At 70.7% G+C, this 16,755-nt stretch carries 14 protein-coding genes and 1 pseudogene; 8 read left to right on the top strand and 7 right to left on the bottom strand.

Going from position 1 to position 16,755, the window contains the following annotated elements:
* Positions 1-116: 116 nt before the first annotated feature.
* Positions 117-752 (top strand): uracil phosphoribosyltransferase, encoded by a 636-nt coding sequence (gene upp / locus ACIOJD_RS21295; protein WP_401915892.1) that lies wholly within the window; start codon positions 117-119, stop codon positions 750-752.
* Positions 753-815: 63 nt separating this feature from the next.
* Here upp and ACIOJD_RS21290 read toward each other — a convergent pair whose 3' ends face one another.
* From ACIOJD_RS21290 to ACIOJD_RS21270, 5 genes are all read right to left on the bottom strand, one after another.
* Positions 816-1,436: a LytR C-terminal domain-containing protein gene (locus ACIOJD_RS21290; protein WP_401915890.1), complete on the bottom strand. Its 621-nt coding sequence runs from the start codon at positions 1,434-1,436 to the stop codon at positions 816-818.
* A 111-nt stretch (positions 1,437-1,547) separates the two neighbouring features.
* Positions 1,548-1,850 carry a type II toxin-antitoxin system VapB family antitoxin gene (locus tag ACIOJD_RS21285; RefSeq protein WP_401881870.1) on the bottom strand — a complete coding sequence of 101 codons (303 nt, stop codon included), beginning with the start codon at positions 1,848-1,850 and terminating at the stop codon, positions 1,548-1,550.
* 214 nt (positions 1,851-2,064) lie between these two features.
* Positions 2,065-2,382 carry a hypothetical protein gene (locus tag ACIOJD_RS21280; RefSeq protein ID WP_401915888.1) on the bottom strand — a complete coding sequence of 106 codons (318 nt, stop codon included), beginning with the start codon at positions 2,380-2,382 and terminating at the stop codon, positions 2,065-2,067.
* A 179-nt stretch (positions 2,383-2,561) separates the two neighbouring features.
* Positions 2,562-4,091: a M28 family metallopeptidase gene (locus tag ACIOJD_RS21275; RefSeq protein WP_401915887.1), complete on the bottom strand. Its 1,530-nt coding sequence runs from the start codon at positions 4,089-4,091 to the stop codon at positions 2,562-2,564.
* The gene (locus ACIOJD_RS21270; protein WP_401915885.1) at positions 4,088-4,711 is read right to left on the bottom strand and encodes an HhH-GPD-type base excision DNA repair protein; all 624 of its coding nucleotides are present in this window, start codon (positions 4,709-4,711) and stop codon (positions 4,088-4,090) included. Before ACIOJD_RS21270 ends, ACIOJD_RS21275 begins: the two co-directional genes overlap by 4 nt.
* A gap of 157 nt (positions 4,712-4,868) precedes the next feature.
* On the opposite strand from ACIOJD_RS21270, the gene ACIOJD_RS21265 reads away from it, so the two are divergent.
* The 7 genes and pseudogenes from ACIOJD_RS21265 to ACIOJD_RS21235 all read left to right on the top strand — a co-directional run bounded on the left by ACIOJD_RS21265 (position 4,869) and on the right by ACIOJD_RS21235 (position 15,050).
* Complete coding sequence (locus ACIOJD_RS21265; protein ID WP_401915883.1) at positions 4,869-7,163, top strand: family 2 encapsulin nanocompartment cargo protein terpene cyclase; 2,295 nt, start codon at positions 4,869-4,871, stop codon at positions 7,161-7,163.
* A gap of 206 nt (positions 7,164-7,369) precedes the next feature.
* Complete coding sequence (locus ACIOJD_RS21260; protein ID WP_401915880.1) at positions 7,370-8,491, top strand: beta-ketoacyl-ACP synthase 3; 1,122 nt, start codon at positions 7,370-7,372, stop codon at positions 8,489-8,491.
* Positions 8,488-9,843 carry a beta-ketoacyl-[acyl-carrier-protein] synthase family protein gene (locus tag ACIOJD_RS21255; RefSeq protein WP_401915877.1) on the top strand — a complete coding sequence of 452 codons (1,356 nt, stop codon included), beginning with the start codon at positions 8,488-8,490 and terminating at the stop codon, positions 9,841-9,843. The genes ACIOJD_RS21260 and ACIOJD_RS21255 overlap by 4 nt, the downstream gene beginning before the upstream one ends.
* Positions 9,844-9,968: 125 nt before the next feature.
* On the top strand, positions 9,969-12,269 hold the full coding sequence (locus tag ACIOJD_RS21250) for an acyl-CoA dehydrogenase (RefSeq protein ID WP_401917080.1): 2,301 nt from the start codon (positions 9,969-9,971) through the stop codon (positions 12,267-12,269).
* Positions 12,270-12,355: 86 nt separating this feature from the next.
* Positions 12,356-12,580: pseudogene (locus ACIOJD_RS21245) on the top strand (acyl carrier protein); the annotation flags it as partial.
* A gap of 152 nt (positions 12,581-12,732) precedes the next feature.
* Positions 12,733-13,962, top strand: coding sequence for a beta-ketoacyl-[acyl-carrier-protein] synthase family protein (locus ACIOJD_RS21240; RefSeq protein ID WP_401915874.1), 1,230 nt, complete (start codon positions 12,733-12,735; stop codon positions 13,960-13,962).
* Between the two features lie 179 nt (positions 13,963-14,141).
* Positions 14,142-15,050: an SDR family oxidoreductase gene (locus ACIOJD_RS21235; RefSeq protein ID WP_401915872.1), complete on the top strand. Its 909-nt coding sequence runs from the start codon at positions 14,142-14,144 to the stop codon at positions 15,048-15,050.
* 16 nt (positions 15,051-15,066) lie between these two features.
* Here the strand turns inward: ACIOJD_RS21235 and ACIOJD_RS21230 are convergent, their stop codons facing one another.
* Both ACIOJD_RS21230 and ACIOJD_RS21225 read right to left on the bottom strand, forming a co-directional pair.
* Positions 15,067-15,420, bottom strand: coding sequence for a hypothetical protein (locus tag ACIOJD_RS21230; protein WP_401915869.1), 354 nt, complete (start codon positions 15,418-15,420; stop codon positions 15,067-15,069).
* Positions 15,421-15,649: 229 nt separating this feature from the next.
* Entirely contained in the window at positions 15,650-16,648 is a 999-nt protein-coding gene (locus ACIOJD_RS21225; protein ID WP_401915867.1) for a LysR family transcriptional regulator, read from the bottom strand.
* Between the last annotated feature and the right edge of the window lie 107 nt (positions 16,649-16,755).

The raw sequence follows: 16,755 nt of genomic DNA, 5'->3' as shown, positions 1-16,755 counted from the left end.
CCAAGGCTGGGTTCCCGGCTCCGCGGCAGTACCGGGGAGACCTTCTCTCACCTTCCCTCCGCGAGGGGGGTTGATGCCAGCGCGTACAGCCTTGGCCCCCGGTTACTGTGGACGCCATGCGGATTCATGTCGTCGACCACCCGCTGGTGGCGCACAAACTCACCACGCTGCGCGATCGGCGCACCGACTCCCCGACCTTCCGGCGCCTCGCCGACGAACTGGTCACCCTGCTGGCGTACGAGGCCACCCGGGATGTGCGGACCGAACAGGTCGACATCAACACCCCGGTGACGGCCACGACGGGGGTGAAGCTCTCCTATCCGCGCCCGCTGGTGGTCCCGATCCTGCGGGCCGGCCTCGGCATGCTGGACGGCATGGTGCGGCTGCTGCCGACGGCCGAGGTGGGATTCCTCGGGATGATACGCAACGAGGAGACGCTCCAGGCGTCCACGTACGCGACCCGCATGCCCGAGGATCTCTCGGGCCGCCAGGTGTACGTCCTGGACCCGATGCTGGCGACCGGCGGCACGCTCGTCGCTGCGATCAGGGAACTCATCAAGCGCGGCGCGGACGATGTGACCGCGGTCGTGCTGCTCGCGGCGCCCGAGGGCGTCGAGGTGATGGAACGCGAGCTGGCGGGCGCCCCGGTGACGGTCGTGACGGCGGCGGTCGACGAGCGGCTGAACGAGAACGGCTACATCGTCCCGGGTCTGGGCGACGCGGGTGACCGTATGTACGGCACGGTGGACTGAGGGTTCGCCGCCCTGACGATCCTGCGGGGGTGCACCCCGTGCGTCCCCGCAGGATCGGCCGGTCTAGTGTCGCGCCGCGCAGGACGGCGTCACGGGCTTCGCCAGTGTCGCCAGCGCCTGGTTCGCGACTTTCGGCACGTTCAGCGACTTGAAGGCCGTTCCGATGATCAGGTCGACGTCCGCCGTCTTCCGTGCGTCCGTCTTCGGTGTGGCGCCCTTCAGTTGGGCGCCGAGGACCGTGAGGGAGCTGTCCGAGGCCGTCGGCGCGCCCAGCAGCATCCCGGCGCCCGGGACCTTCTTGTCGTACGGGGCGGGCGCGTTGCCCACCTTGCCGATGACGAAGCCGCGTTTCTTCAGCTCGTCGGCGGTGCTCTTGGCGAGACCGCCGCGCGGGGTCGCGTTGTAGACGTTGACCGTGATCTGGCCGGGCTTGGGCAGCGCCTTGGCGGGCTTCTGGGAGGGGGCGCAGTCGGACTTCCGGCCGGCGGAGGTGCCCTTCTTGCCGTCGCCCGAGAAGACGTCGATGAGCTGCGTGGTTCCCCAGCCGACCAGGCCGAGGGAAGCGACGGCGGCGACGGCCGCGAGCGCGATCCTGCGGCGGTGACGAGGGCGGCGCATGCGCGCGTACTTGTTACCCGTGACGCGGTACTTTCCGCCCATGCCGGGGGGAGTCAGCATGCTCATAAGCGCAGCGTAGTGCGCCCTGGTGATGATTCCTACTAAACGATCAGCAGGTTGCGCTGTCAGGGGAGGGAAAGGCCCCGAAAGGCTCAGTGTTCACCCGTACGGGGCCCATCAGCCCAGGTCAAGCTCCAGCACGCGGGCGTGCAGCACCTGGCGTTGCTGGAGCGCGGCGCGGACCGCGCGGTGCAGTCCGTCTTCCAGATAGAGGTCGCCCCGCCACTTCACGACATGCGCGAAGAGGTCTCCGTAGAAGGTGGAGTCCTCGGCGAGCAGCGTCTCCAGGTCCAGCTGACCCTTCGTCGTCACGAGCTGATCGAGGCGGACCGGGCGCGGCGCGACATCCGCCCACTGCCGGGTGCTTTCCCTGCCGTGGTCGGGATACGGCTTCCCGTTACCGATGCGCTTGAAGATCACACGGAAAGCCTACCGGGCGAGCGGCTCCGGGCGCAGCCATGACGGTGGAGCGCAAAGGTGCCATTCGGTATCAAAGGGGGAGCGAGTGAGAACGGAAGCCCCGGTTCCGGTGTCCTCGCCGCCGGGACCCGGCGAAGTTGATCACCGGGACGTGCAAATGATTCCCCCGAAAGGGTGAGCGGGGCTGCTCGCGGAAGGGGGAGCGGGCCGCTTGTCACACCGGCGGGGTTCCGGGCGGGGACTGGGGGCGAGGGTGCGGCGGGGGATGCGGGCCGGGGTCGGGCGGCAGTTGGGGGCCGCCCGGTTTCCCGTGTCTGCCGTCGCCCAGGCGGACCTTCCGGCTCGCGAGTCCGTAGATCCCGAACGGGGGAAACAGGTCGACGCGTCGGGGGAAGTTCTCCCGGGCGCAGCCGAAGCAGAGCAGGTCCCTCTCGCCGTCGCCGCCCGTGCGTGCCGTCTCGACCCTGTTGGTCCAACACGCCTCGCAGTAGCGGCAGTCCGTGTCCGACAGCAGCAAGGTCGCCATGGTCATCACGTCACCCTTCCTCGGCGCAGCGCGCTCGCTCCTTTGTAGTAGCAGGAATCGCGCGCCTGGTCCGGGTCAACCAGAGGTACGGCCGGAAGGTCACGGCGTACCGGGCGAGGGGATGTCACGAACGGCGCGCGCCCCACTGCCCGGAGGCGGTGGGGCGCGCGGGCGCGGCCGGGTGGTTACGAGGTGGGCTCGTGGCCGGCGGAGTGCACGGCGGTGTCGCGGGTGGGCCGTGCCGTCATCGTCTGCTTCTTCAGGGCGCCGAGGTGGTGGGCGTAGGTGCCCACGGCGTCGGCGATCACGTCGATGTTGATGTCGAAGGCCGTGCCGCTGATGTTGGAGAGGTCGTCGCAGGCCGCGTGGTAGCAGGCGTCGTACGCGGTGCCCGCCGTCCCGCCGTAGCGCTTCGCCTGGGCCTCGGACTTGATGCCCTCGGCGCCGGTGAACGTGCCGCCGGACGGGATGCCCGCGTCGATGAACGGGCCGTAGTCGGAGCGGCCGTCGAAGTCCGTGCCCTCGTGCGGGACCTTGTTGCTGTCGAGGAAGTCGTTGATGTCCTTCTCCAGTTGGGCGGAGCCCTCGGGGCCCGGTCCCGATCCGGTGGCGTCCGAGTTGTCACCGTCGTACACGAACTCGGCGTGGTTGGGTGAGGCGATCATGTCGAAGTTGAGGTAGAGCGCGATGTCCGCGCGCTGCTGCGGGGTGAGGTCCTTGACGTACGCCTTGGAGCCGAGCAGGCCCAGTTCCTCGGCCGACCACCAGGCGAAGCGGACCTTGTTCGCCGGCTTCTCGTGGCTCTTGGCGAGCTGGAGCGCCACCTCCAGCACCCCTGCCGATCCCGAGGCGTTGTCGTTCATGCCCGGTCCGTCGGTGACCGAGTCGAGGTGGGAGCCGAGCATCACGGTGTGGCCGGGGGCGCCGGCCCTGGTCTCGGCGATCACGTTGCGGGTGGTGCGCTTCTCCTGGAGCTGGCGGACGTCCATGGAGACCGACACGGCGCCCTTGGCGGCCTCGGCGGTGAGGGCCTTGCCCTCGGCCTGGGTGATGCCGCCGGTGGGGATCACGGCGGCGTCGGGGCCGCCGAGTGTCCCGTTGAGCGCGCCCGAGGCGTTGTTGTAGATGATCGCGCCGACCGCGCCCGCCGCTGCCGCCGCCTTCTGCTTCTGGGCGAAGTCGCAGCCGCCGCGCTGGATCAGCGCGATCTTGCCGGTGAAGCCCTTGGCGGCGTAGTCGGCGGGCTCGCAGCCCGTGGTCGCGTCCGCCGGTACGGGGGCGAGTGTGGCCTTGAGGCCGCCCTCCGGGGTGGACTTGGTGTACGACATGGCCGCGATCTTGACTTCGCGCGGGGTCGGCGCGGTGACCGAGAGCTTCTCGGCGAGCGTCTCGATATAGGTGAAGTCGAAGGTGTCGTACGAGACCTGGTAGCCGGCGTCCTTGAGCTGGGTGTACACATACGCGGCGGAGGCGTCGTGGCCGGGGGATCCGGCGGCCCGGTTGCCGTCGGAGGAGTCCGCGATGGCCTGGAACTTCTCCAGATGCCGGTGGGCGCCCCGGGCGGATGCCGCGTGCACCAGCTTCTGGGCGAAGTCCGCCGCGTCCTCGGCCGGGGTCCGCGCTCGCGCGGTGGCCGGGGCGGCGGACAGCAGAAGGGGGACGGTGAGCGCGGTGGCGGCCGCGACGGCCAGGAACCGGGGAGGGGACGCGTTCACAGGGACGGTGATCCTTTCTCGGGCTGCGCTGCCTTTGACGTCTGCGCGGCCTTCGCCGCGCGTTTGGCTTCCTGCTTGAACGCCCGGACCTTGGCCAGCGATTCGGGGCCCGTGATGTCCGCCGCCGAGCGGTACGACCCCACGTCGCCGTACGCGCCGGCGGCCGTCCGCCAGCCCTCCGGCTGTACACCGAACTGTTTGCCCAGCAGCGCGAGGAAGATCTGGGACTTCTGCTTCCCGAAACCGGGCAGCGCGTTCAGCCGCTCCAGTACTTCCCTTCCGGTGGGGGCATCACGCCAGATCGCGCTGGGATCGGCGTCGTAGTGCTCGACCAGGTACTGGCAGAGCTGCTGTACGCGCCTGGCCATCGAGCCCGGATAGCGGTGCACGGCGGGCTTGTCCGAGAGCAGTGCGACGAAGGCCTCGGGTTCGTAGGCGGCGATCTCGCGGGCGTCGAGATCGTCACCACCCAGGCGTACGGCGATGGTGTACGGCCCGGAGAAGGCCCATTCCATCGGGACCTGTTGGTCCAGCAGCATGCCGACCAGGGCGGCCAGCGGACTGCGGCCGAGCAGTTCGTCGGCCTCGGGCTGTTGTGCGAGCCGGATTGTGGTGCTCATTCCGTGATGATCACCCGGGGTCGTCGGTCGTGCATGTCCACCAGACGCAATGGGTCAGTTCATATGATTAATGAATGGGCCGGATGGGGGAGGTGGGGGACGGGTAGACCGGGGCGGAGAGAAAATCCTCCGGAACCTTCGGAAAGGCCGCACCTCCGTGACTCAGCCCTTTGACCTGCCGGATTTCTACCTGGCCTACCCGGCTCGACTCAATCCCCATCTGGAGGAGGCCAGAGAGCACTCCAAGATATGGGCCAGGGGTATGGGGATGCTGGAGGGGTCGGGAGTCTGGGAGGAGCGCGACCTCGATTCCCATGATTACGCCCTGCTCTGTTCGTACACTCATCCGGATTGTGACGGCCCGGCCCTGTCGCTCGTCACCGACTGGTATGTGTGGGTGTTCTTCTTCGACGACCACTTCCTGGAGGTCTACAAAAAGCCTCAGGACCGGGAGGGCGGCAAGGCCTATCTCGAACGGCTGGCCGATTTCATGCCGATGGATCTGGCAGCCGGTTTCCCCGAGCCGACCAATCCGGTCGAGGCGGGCCTGGCGGATCTCTGGGCGCGTACGGTCCCGAGCATGTCCGTGGGGTGGCGTGAGCGGTTCGCGGAGAGCACCGAGAATCTGCTCAACGAGTCCGACTGGGAGCTCTCGAACATCAACGCGCACCGGGTGGCGAATCCGGTCGAGTACATCGAGATGCGCCGCAAGGTCGGCGGAGCGCCGTGGTCGGCCGGGCTCGTCGAATACGCGGCGGGCGCCGAGATACCCGCGCCGATCGCCGGTTCCCGCCCGCTGCGGGTCCTCAAGGACTCGTTCTCGGACGCGGTCCATCTGCGCAACGACCTGTTCTCGTACCAGCGGGAGATCGAGGAGGAGGGCGAGCTGAGCAATGGTGTGCTCGTCCTGGAGACGTTCCTGGGCTGTACGACACAGGAGGCGGCGGACGCCGTCAACGATCTGATCACCTCGCGCATCCAGCAGTTCGAGAACACCGCGCTGACCGAGCTGGGCCCGCTCTTCGTGGAGCAGGGCCTCGACCCGAAGCAGTGCTCCGACACCCTCGCCTATGTGAAGGGGCTCCAGGACTGGCAGTCGGGCGGCCATGAGTGGCACATGCGCTCCAGCCGCTACATGAACGGCAGCGGTTCGGAGTCCGGCGACGGCTCCGGCTCCGATTCCGTTTCTGGTTCCGGTTCCGGTACGTCGTTCTCGATGACGCCGGTCGGTCTCGGCACGGCGGCGGCGGACATCGCGAAGACGATCGGCGTGGGACACGCGGCGCGGACGCGCAGCCACAGCCATGTGCCGTTCCAGAAGGTCGGGCCCTCCGTGCTGCCCGACTTCCGGATGCCGTTCCAGCTGTCGCTGAGCCCGCATCTGGACCACTCGCGGGAGCACACCGTCGAGTGGGCCCACCGGATGGGGATCCTTCAAGCGCAGCCCGGCGTGCCCGGCTCCGACGTATGGGACGAGAAGCGGATCAGGCGCATCGACCTGCCGCTCTGCTCGGCCGGTATCCATCCGGACGCCACCGCGGAGCAGCTCGACCTGACCTCGGACTGGCTTGCCTGGGGGACGTACGGCGACGACTACTTCCCGGTCGTCTACGGCAACACCCGTGACCTGGCGGGCGCGAAGGCGTGCAACGAACGGCTCTCGCTGTTCATGCCGGTCGAGAGCACCGGGACGCCGGTGCCGGCCAACGCGCTGGAGCGGGGCCTGGCGGACCTGTGGACCAGGACGGCGGGACCGATGGAGACGGACGGCCGCCGTATGTTCCGTCAGTCCGTCGAGGACATGACCGCCAGCTGGCTCTGGGAGCTGGCCAACCAGGCGCAGAACCGCATTCCCGACCCCGTCGACTACATGGAGATGCGTCGTCACACCTTCGGCTCGGCCATGACGATGAGCCTGTGCCGGATCGGTCACGGCCGGCAGGTGCCGCCGGAGGTCTACCGCAGCGGCCCCATGCGGTCGTTGGAGAACGCGGCCCAGGACTACGCCTGTCTGCTGAACGATGTCTTCTCGTACCAGAAGGAGATCGAGTACGAGGGCGAGGTGCACAACGGTGTGCTCGTCGTGCAGAACTTCTTCAACTGCGACTACCCCACCGCGCTCGCCGTCGTCGACGACCTGATGAACTCGCGGATGAGCCAGTTCCAGCATGTCGCCGCCAACGAACTGCCCATGCTGTACGACGACTTCGGCCTGGACAGTGAGGTCAGGAAGGTGCTGGACGGCTATGTGAAGGAGCTGGAGAACTGGCTCTCCGGAATCCTGAACTGGCACCACGGCTGCAAGCGTTACAAGGAGTCCGAGCTGCTGGAGGACCGTGCGGGCGTCACCCGCTGGCTGCCGCCCGTACCCACCGGACGTGGCACCTCGGCGGCGCGCATTCACCTGCCGGGGTGGAAGCCCTCCTCGACTGTCCCCCAAATGGCGCAGTAACCGGCCTGCCGGCGGCGCCGTTTGTCATCCGGTCGAGGTGATCGTTTACCGGATGGGGGCCGTGGGTGGCGAGAGGTTACGCACTGTACGGGCGCGCGGAGGCGCGAGCGCCGCGCGCCCGGCCGGGACCGGACGCGCCGGGGGTGGGGGATACGGCGAGGTCCGGTGCGCCGGGGGCGGGCCGGGACGGAGGTGTACGGACGGCGGTGCTGGAGGCCGTCGCCGGCTGGGTGCCGGGGGAGCCGGTTCTCAACGAGGACCTGCCTGACGCCTGGCAGGTGGATGACGCCTGGGTGCGTACGCGCACGGGCATCGCCGGCCGCCACCGGGCCGGTGTGGGGATGTCGACGGGCGACCTCGCGTACGAAGCGGCCCGGCTGCTGGTCGGCGGCGCGGGGGCGGCCCGTACGGAGGCGCCCGCCGGGGTGTCGGCCAGGATGACGGCCGGGGCGTCGGGCGGGATGTCCCCCGGGGCTGTGGACGCCGGGGGCGCGGTGGACGCGGTGGTGCTGGCCACGGCCACGCCGGACCATCTGTGTCCGGGCACGGCGCCCGCACTGGCGGCGCGGCTGGGGCTGGGCACGGTACCCGCGTTCGACATCAGCGCGGTGTGCAGCGGCTTCGTGTACGGCCTCGCGGTCTGCCACGGGCTGGTGGCGTCGGGGCTGTACGACCGGGTGCTGCTGGTGGGCGCGGACGTGTACTCGACCTGGCTGGACCCGAGGGACCGTTCGTCGGGCGTGGTGTTCGGCGACGGGGCCGGGGCGGCGCTGATCGGCGCGGGCCGGGCCGGGGCCGCGGGCGAGTTGCTCGCCTTCGACCTGGGCAGTGACGGCGACGGATACGACCTGATCACCGTGGACGGGGGCGGTGCGCGGGCCCGCAGCGTGGACCAACCACCCGCCGAGGGCGACGAGTTCTTCCGGATGAAGGGCCGGGCGGTCTATCAGCACGCGGTCGAGCGGATGACCGGTTCGTGCCGCTCCCTGCTGCGCGCGGTGGGCTGGGACGCGGCCGACGTGGACCACTTCGTACCGCACCAGGCGAACGCCCGGATCCTGCGGGCCGTCGCCGAGCGGCTGGGCATCGGCGCGGGGCGCTGCGTCACGCACCTCGACCGGGTCGGCAACACGGGCGCGGCGTCCATTCCCCTGGCGCTGGCGGACGCGGCCGCCCACGGGCGGTTCCGCGCGGGTGACCGCGTGCTGCTCACCGCTTTCGGCGGCGGTCTCACCTGGGGGTCGGCGGCGCTCCGTTGGCCCGGGGCGCCGGTCGGGGCCGGGGCCATGACTGTCGGCACAGCGCCCCGCGGAAGGAACGGAGCATGACGCGGGCGCGCGGCGAGCGCGAGGAGCGGCGGGGCGTGGCCGGGGTGAGCGACGAGCAGGGGGGTCGGGGCGTGGTCGGGGAGCGTGGCGAACGTGAGGGGCGGGGCGTGGTCGAGCGGCGTGGAGGGCGGGGCGTGGTCGGGGTCGCGGTGACAGGGCTCGGGGTGGTGACTCCGGCGGGCAGTGACGAGCGGGCGTTCTGGGAAGGCCTGTGCGCCGGCCGGTCCGTCGCCCGGCGGCGGCCCGAACTGGCCGGAATGCCGGTCGACTTCACCTGCGCGATCGAGGAACTGGACGTGGACGCCGAGGTGGGCGGGCGTTCGGTGTGGCGCATGGCGCGGTTTGTGAAGCTGGCGCTGATCGCCGCCCGGCAGGCGGTGACGGACGCCGGACTCGACCCGCTGACCTGGGACGGCGGACGGGTGGGCGTGGTGCTCGGCGTGGGGGTCGGCGGTGTCGCCGTACTCGCCGACAACGCGCTGAAGATGCACGCGGACGGACCGGACGCGGTCTCGCCGCTGCTGGTGCCGATGATGATCCCGAACGCGGCGGCGGGCGAGGTCGCCATCGCGCTCAAGGCCCGGGGGCCCAGCCTGGCCCCGGCCACCGCCTGCGCCTCGGGAGCCACGGCGATCGCGGTGGCCCGGGACCTGCTGGTCGGCGAGCAGTGCGATGTGGTGGTGGCCGGAGGCGCCGAGTCCGTACTGACCCCGCTGGTGGTGACGGCCTTCGCGCGGATGGGCGCGCTGTCGACGCGTACCGGCCACCCGGGCGGGGCGTCGCGGCCGTTCGCGGCGGACCGGGACGGATTCGTCATCGGCGAGGGCGCGGGCATGCTCGTGCTGGAGCGGGAGGCGGACGCCCGAGCGCGGGGCCGGTCGCCGCGCGCGCTGCTGGCCGGCGCGGGTTCCAGCACCGACGCGCACCACCCCACGGCCCCCGAGCCGCAGGGCAGGGGCGCGCAGGCGGCGGTGGAGACGGCGCTGCGGGACGCGGACTGGAGTCCGTACGACGTCGAGCACGTCAACGCGCACGGCACGTCCACCCCGCTCAACGACTCCATGGAGGCCAAGCTGATCGAGCGTGTCTTCCCGCGCCGTCCGCCGGTCACCGCGCCGAAGGGGGTGGTGGGGCACACGCTGGCGGCCGCCGGGGCGATCGAGGCGGTGGCGACGGTGCTGACGCTCGAACACGGCGTGATCCCGCCGATCGCCAACCTGGACGCGCCCGCGGTGGAGTTCGACATCGACTGTGTGACCAAGACGGCCCGTAAGCAGGAGGTGGAGACGGCGGTGAGTCACTCGTTCGGGTTCGGCGGACACAACGTGGCGTTGGCGTTCCTGCGGGCCTGAAGGCGTGGGGCAGTTGGGTCGCTCAGCGGAGCACCACGGTGCTCACCGAACGAATGTCTTCTGTCCCCGCGCGTGGAAAAGTCGTTTCTTCGTCAACCCTTGATCGTTGTTATCTCGTGACCATAATGCTCAACAGCGACACCGTGGACTCCACGGTGGACCGTCTGGCGCGGGTGCTTTTCGGTGCGGACTTCCACCGGGAGCACGGGCTTTGGCGTCGGCTCGCTGCCACGAAAGTGTTTCGTCGCAGGCCGGAGGCGTCGTCCGGGGAGCGGTTGGCGCTTGCGTACGAGCGGTTGCGTGCTGTCAACGACGCGCTGGACGTACCGCTGGGCAGCTACGACGGACCGCTCGACGAGCCATTGGACGGCGATGGCGACGGCGCTCGCGACGGCCGGGCGGCGGGCGCGGCGGGGCCGGCGGTTGACCCGCGCGCACTGGCGGCGCTGCACGAGTGGCTGGGCCCGGTCGATCCGGCGTTCACGACGGTCGCGGGCATTCACTACAACCTGTTCCTGGGCAGCCTGCTGGACCACGGTTGCCCGGGGCGGCGCGACGGGCGTGCCGGGTTCGGCGAGTGTGCCGGGTTCGGCGCGTGTGGTGGGCATGGCGCGTGTGACGGGCGGGATCTGTCCGACTTCCTGACGCTGCGCCGGGTGGGCACCTTCCTCTGTACGGAGGTGGCGCACGGCAATGACGCGGTCGGCGTGGAGACAACGGCGACGTACGACCGTGACCGGGACGGGTTCGTCCTGCACACGCCGCACGCCGGGGCGCAGAAGTTCATGCCGAACACCAGCCCGGCCGGTGGCCCCAAGACCGGGCTGGTCGCGGCGCGGCTCCTCGTGGACGGCGCCGACCACGGTGTCTTCCTGTTCCTGACGCCGCTGACCGACGCCGTCCGCCCGCTGCCCGGCGTACGGGTGCGCCGGCTGCCCGCCCGTCTCGGCAGCCCGGTGGACCACTGCCTGACCTCGTTCGACCGGGTATTCGTGGGCCGGGACGCGCTGTTGGGCGGGGCGCAGGGGCGGCTCGGCGAGGACGGTGTGTTCACGAGCGAGCTGAGCAATCGCAGGCGCCGGCTGCTGGCGTCGATCGGCCGGGTCACTCCCGGCAAGCTGTCGATGAGCGCGTGCGCCGTCGGTTCGGCGCGGGTCACCCTGGCGCTCGCCGTGCGGTACGGCGGGCATCGGCTGATCTCGGGGTCCAGGGGCACGCGGCGGGTGCCGGTGTTCGCGCACCGCAGTCATCACGGGCCGCTGGTCGGGGCACTGGCCACGGTTTTCGCGATGAGTTCGCTGCACCGGATGGCGCTGGACGTATGGGAGTCGCGCACGGAGCGGAACCAGGACGAGGCCGAGCGGCTGGTGGCCGTCGTGAAGGGCTGGATCACCTGGCAGGCACGCACCGTCATCGTGGAGTCCCGGGAACGCTGCGGAGCGCAGGGGCTGTTGGAGAACAACGGCATGACCGAACTGCTGGCGGGCATCGAGGGCGTCATCACGGCGGAGGGCGACAACGTCGCCATCTACGCGAAGGCGGCGGCCGAGATGCTGTTCTCGGCCACGACGGCGGCCGGACCGACAGCCGGACCGACAGCCGTATCCGTGTCCGAGTCCGCATCGCCGTCCCTGTCGGAGCCGTCCGTATCGGAGCCGTCGGTATTGGAGCCGTCGGTAGCGGCGTCATCCGTACCGGCATCATCCGTATCGGCCGCCGCGGGGGGCTCGTACGGCTCCGAGGGGCGGGAGCTCTCCGATCCCCGGTTCCTGGGCGATCTCCTCTCCGCCATCGAGGAGTTGTGGCTCTCCCGCGCACGCGGCCGGATGGGCCGGGCGCCCCACGGCGACCCGCTGGCGCGGTGGAACGCCGCGTCCGGCGCCGCGCTGCGGGCTGTCGAGGCCCATGCCTACCGCCGTGCCGCCGAGGCCTTCGCGGCGGCGGTGGACGCCGTGATGTCCGACAGTCCGGAACCGTCGCCGGACCGGATCCCGGGTCCGTCCCCGCGTCCCTTCCCGGGCCGGATCCAGGAACCGGCCGCGGCCGCTGCCCGCGCTCATGACCTGCTGCGCCGGCTCCAACAGCTCTTCGCGCTCCAGTGGATCGACCGGAACAGCGGCGATCTGCTGGCAAGCGGTCTGCTGTCCCCCTGGCATCTCGACGAGCTGCCGGAGACCGTCGAACGGCTGATCGCGGAGCTGGCCGGCCACGCCCCCACCCTTGTCGAGGCCTTCGCACTGCCCGAGGAGATGCTCGCCGACTGGCCCATCGCCGGAGCCGATTACGCCGATGCCTACGACGACGAGGACGCCGCGTGGCACGCGGTACCGGCATCGCCGGCGGCACTGGCCCCAGCACCCGCACCTGCACCCGCACCCGTATCGGCTTCGGACCGGACGCCCGTGCCCGTACCGCAGATGCCGTAAGCGGGGGTGCTCCGTCCGGCCCGGCGGGCGCGCGACGCAGCCGATTGCCCTCCCTCGAACCCGCTACCCCCTCGAAAGGACATGTCATGAGCAAGATCCACCCGAAGATCACCGAGGTGCTCACCGAGACCTTCAAGGTGCCCGTCGGGGAGATCATCCCCGAGGCCACGATGGACAGCCTGGAGATGGACTCCCTGGCTGTCGCCGAATTCGCCGTCATCATCAAGGAGACGCTGGGAGTCACCGCCGACGCCGACTCTCTCCTCAAGGGCGCCACGCTGGACGAGATCACCGCGTTCCTCCACCGGGCGGGTACGGCCGGTACGACGAACGAAGCGCAACCAACGATCATGGCCGCCGACGCCGTCACGGCGGGCACGAGGAGCGACGCCACGATGGCGGGCGCGGCGTGTGGCGCGGACATGGCGAACGAGGCGTACGAGGCAGTCGTGGGCGTCGGCCGATGACCGGACCCGCCATCGCCGTCACCGGCCTGGGAATGATCACCCCGGCCGGGAACGACACCGAGTCCACCTGGCACGGAGTGTGCGCCGGCGTCTCATCGGCTCGTACGGTCCCCGAACTGCGCGGCTGCGCGGTCGACTTCGCCTGTACGGTCGACGGCATCGATCTCGATGCCGCGATCGGCGGACGTACGGCCTTCCGGATGGGCCGGTATGTGAAGTTCGCGCTCCTCGCCGCGCGTGAGGCGGTCGCCGACGCCGGGCTCGACCCGGCGACCTGGGAGGGCACCCGGGTCGCCGTCGTGGTCGGGACCAGCAGTGGGGGATCGGCGGGCCTGACCGAGCAGGCCGTGGCGCTCGACCGGCGCGGGCCCGAAGCCACCTCCCCGTCGGGCATCCTGCTGACGATCCCCAACATGCCGGCGGCCGAGATCGCCATCAAGATGGGGGCCACCGGGCCCAGCATGGCGCCCTGCACGGCCTGTTCGTCGGGCGTCACGGCACTGTCCGTGGCGCGCGACCTGCTGGCCACGGGGCAGTGCGACATCGCGGTGGCCGGGGCGACGGAGTCGATCGTCTTCCCGGTCGCGATGACCGGGTTCGCCCGGTCCGGCGCCGCCGCCGTGGCCGGTCCGGGTGACGATCCGTCCGTCCTGTGCCGGCCTTTCGCGGCGGACCGCGCGGGGCTGGTCATGGGGGAAGGCGCGGCGATCATGGTGCTGGAACGGGAGAAGGACGCGCGGGCGCGCGGTGCGCGGCCGCGAGCGCTCCTGGCGGGCGCCGGTGCCACCACCGACGCCTACCATCCCACCAGTCCGCACCCCTCGGGAGCCGTCGCCCAGCGCGCGGTCGAGGTGGCGCTGCGCGACGCGGGCTGGGCGGCCGGCGATGTCGGGCATGTCAACGCGCACGGCACATCGACGCAGCTCAACGACGCGACCGAGGCCGAGTTGATCAACCGGGTGTATCCGGGCAGGCCGTCGGTCACGGCGCCCAAGGGAGTGCTGGGGCACTGCATGGGGGCGTCCGGTGCGATCGAGGCGGGGCTGACCGTGCTCACCCTCCAGCACGGTGTCGTACCGCCGATCGCCAACCTGGACGCGCCGGACGTCAGGTTCGACATCGACTGTGTGACCAAGCAGCCTCGGCACGAGTGGATCGACCGGGCGGTCAGCCACTCGTTCGGGTTCGGTGGCCACAACGCGGTGCTGGCGTTGCAACGCGCTTGATGCCGACCCGCTTGATGCCGACGCGCTCGACGGCGATGGCCATGACGTCGACGTGCCGTCGTATCCGTACCGCCGTCCCCCATGCAGCAGTTGGGGGGACGGCCTCTCCTCCCCCCTGCACCCTCGCGCCCTCGCACCTTGGAAACCCTGGAAACCCTGGAACCCCTGGAGGCCCACTCATGCGCGGTCATCTGCCGCTCCGGGGACGCACCGCGGTCGTCACCGGCGCGGCTCGCGGACTCGGCGAGCAGCTCGCCCGTACCCTCTGCGCCCGGGGCGCGCGGCTCGCGCTCGTCGGGCTCGAGGAGGAGGAACTGGCCCGCGTGGCCGCCTCGTTGCCGGGCGAGGCCGACCACTGGCACGCGGATGTGACGGACGTGGCCGCCATGTCGGTCACGGCACGGCGGGTCGAAGAACGCTTCGGTACGGTCGATGTCGTCGTCGCCAACGCCGGAGTCGCGGCGGGCGGCCTCTTCCGGCACTCCGATCCCGACGCGTGGCGACGGGTCATCGAGGTCAACCTCATCGGCAGCGCCGTCACCGCCCGCGCCTTCCTCCCCGCACTGATCGGCTCGCGCGGCTACTACCTCCAGATCGCCTCGCTCGCCGCCCTCGCCCCCACACCGATGATGACGGCCTACTGCGCCTCGAAGGCGGGCGTGGAGGCCTTCGCGCACACCCTCCAGGCCGAGGTCGGGCACCACGGGGTGCGGGTCGGCGTCGGTTACCTCAGCTGGACCGACACCGACCTGGCCAGGAGCGCCGCGCGGGACGACACCCTGCGCGAACTGCGCTCGCGGCTGCCCCGCCCCGCGGAACGGACGTACCCGCTGGCCCCGGCGGCCGACCGCCTCGTCTCCGGCGTCGAGCGCCGGGCGCGTCACGTCTATGCCCAACCGTGGCTGCGCGCGGCCCAGTTCGTACGAGCGGCCCTGCCCGCGGCCGCGTCCCGCCGAGCCCTGCGCTACATGCCCGCTCTGGAACCGCGTGCGGCGTCGGTACCGAGCGCCCTGCTGGGTCCGGGCGGCGCGGCGAACAGCGCGGGGCACGGGTGTGACGACGGCGTTCGCTCCGTCCTTGATTCCTAACAGCGTCCCGGGATTCCTAACAGCGTTCCGGCCTGACGGAACGGGCCTGGAAGCCGAGATCCTTCACCGCCTCGCCGGGAGCGATCTCGCGCTTCTTCCCTCCGGCGAAGCCCGGCATCTCGTGGAAGCACCATCGACGGGTCGCCGAATTCACCGCGCTGCGAACCGGTGGCTTCAGCACGAGCCCGGACTGCTCGTCCTCCAGAATCCGCAGCGTTCCCTTGATTCCCGGTTCCGTCCACGTACAGACCCCGATGGCGCAGACCGGTGCCGACCGTGCCCGCACCTGGTCTGCCGGCAGGGCGAGGCTCCCGAGTGCCGCCGTGGCAACGACGCAGAGCAGCGCGAACTTCCGCGTGATTCGCTTCATTTACTGTCCATTACTGTCCATTCGATCCCCGGGTGTACGGGCAAGATCCTGGTGTACGGGCAAGAGCTGTGGCCGACGACATCAGTCTGGCAGCCGAGGGACAAGAGGATCGTTTCCGCATAAACATGACATTGGGCATCGGGAGCGCGACGCCCATGTCACCCGAACCCCGCACGCCCCGGGGCGCACGCCAGGCGCGTCACCGGCAGGGTGGCGAAGCCGGCGCTGGTCAGGGGCGAGCGGGTCCGGACCCGTCCCGCCCGGCGGTGCCTCCCGAGGCCTCGTCCCCCGTAGCCGTGTCCTGGGCGGCTTCGCGTTCGGTGGCCTCGTGGGCGTATGTCTCAGCGCTCTTCAGGAACATCGCGTGCAGGTCGCGCGCCGCCGCCGGGATCGTGGCGGACTGGGGGCGCTGGACCACCATGTGGACGGCCGTGTCGTCGGCCTCCAGGGGGCGGTAGGTGATCAGGCCCGCGCGTTCCAGGGGGTCGCCGCTGACGCTGAAGTCCGGCAGGACCGTGGCGCCGAGGCCCTCGGCGACCATCAGTTTGCCCATTTCCGCGCCGTCCGTGGAGTACGAGAAGGACGGGCTCCGGCCCTCCAGGAGGCGGTGCACGAAGCGGTGCATGACATAGCCGGCGCGCATCACGATGAGCGGCTGGGCGAGGAGGTCGGTGACCGAGACCGTGCGCCGGGCCGCCAGGGGGCTGTCGGAGCGTACGCAGACGACCGGGCGGCCACGCAGGAGTTCGGTGGTGTGGAAGCCCGGGGGTTTGTCGTCGCCCTGGAGGTAGTTGACCAGGCCCAGATCGAGGCCGCCCTCCAGCAACTCCCGGTGGATGTCGGCCTGCTGGGACCCGATGACCTCGACCTGGGTCTCCGGGTGCGCGGCGCGGAACGTCTGGATGGTCGGTACGAGCAGCGGCACCGTGGCCGCGTTGACCGTGCCGAGACGGATCATGCGGCTGGTGCGGTGCTGGTCGTCGGCCGCGCCTCGCAGGGTGTCGACCGCGTCGAGGACGCTGATGATGTGGGGCAGCAGTTCGCGGCCGGCGGCGCTGATCCTGGCCCCGGAGCGGCGCCGGTCCAGGAGGTCCACGCCCAGTTCGCGTTCCAGATTGCGGACGGTCTCGCTCAGGGCGGGCTGGGAGACATGCAGGGCCTCGGCCGCACGGCGCAGGGAGCCGAGCCTGGTGACGGCCGCGATGTATTCGAGCTGCTCTATTCGCATGGCGCCATCGCCTTTCGGCATTGCTGGAAGGGAAACCCTATCACCGGGTCGTGGATGCCGAATCGACCAGTAAGGACATCGCCGGTAGGCTCTGGTTTCATCGAATC

The sequence above is a fragment of the Streptomyces sp. NPDC088116 genome (genome assembly GCF_044741745.1).
GTDB lineage: Bacteria > Actinomycetota > Actinomycetes > Streptomycetales > Streptomycetaceae > Streptomyces.
Note: the sequence above shows the minus strand (reverse complement) of the source record. Positions and strands in the feature narration are given on the sequence as shown.

Bases quoted from the DNA above. Each gene is read 5' to 3' on its own strand.
- upp (WP_401915892.1), top strand. From the start codon at position 117: ATGCGGATTCATGTCGTCGACCACCCGCTGGTGGCGCACAAACTCACC.
- ACIOJD_RS21290 (WP_401915890.1), bottom strand. From the start codon at position 1,436: ATGAGCATGCTGACTCCCCCCGGCATGGGCGGAAAGTACCGCGTCACG.
- ACIOJD_RS21280 (WP_401915888.1), bottom strand. From the start codon at position 2,382: ATGACCATGGCGACCTTGCTGCTGTCGGACACGGACTGCCGCTACTGC.
- ACIOJD_RS21270 (WP_401915885.1), bottom strand. From the start codon at position 4,711: ATGAGCACCACAATCCGGCTCGCACAACAGCCCGAGGCCGACGAACTG.
- ACIOJD_RS21255 (WP_401915877.1), top strand. From the start codon at position 8,488: ATGACGCGGGCGCGCGGCGAGCGCGAGGAGCGGCGGGGCGTGGCCGGG.
- ACIOJD_RS21250 (WP_401917080.1), top strand. From the start codon at position 9,969: ATGCTCAACAGCGACACCGTGGACTCCACGGTGGACCGTCTGGCGCGG.
- ACIOJD_RS21240 (WP_401915874.1), top strand. From the start codon at position 12,733: ATGACCGGACCCGCCATCGCCGTCACCGGCCTGGGAATGATCACCCCG.
- ACIOJD_RS21235 (WP_401915872.1), top strand. From the start codon at position 14,142: ATGCGCGGTCATCTGCCGCTCCGGGGACGCACCGCGGTCGTCACCGGC.
- ACIOJD_RS21230 (WP_401915869.1), bottom strand. From the start codon at position 15,420: ATGAAGCGAATCACGCGGAAGTTCGCGCTGCTCTGCGTCGTTGCCACG.
- ACIOJD_RS21225 (WP_401915867.1), bottom strand. From the start codon at position 16,648: ATGCGAATAGAGCAGCTCGAATACATCGCGGCCGTCACCAGGCTCGGC.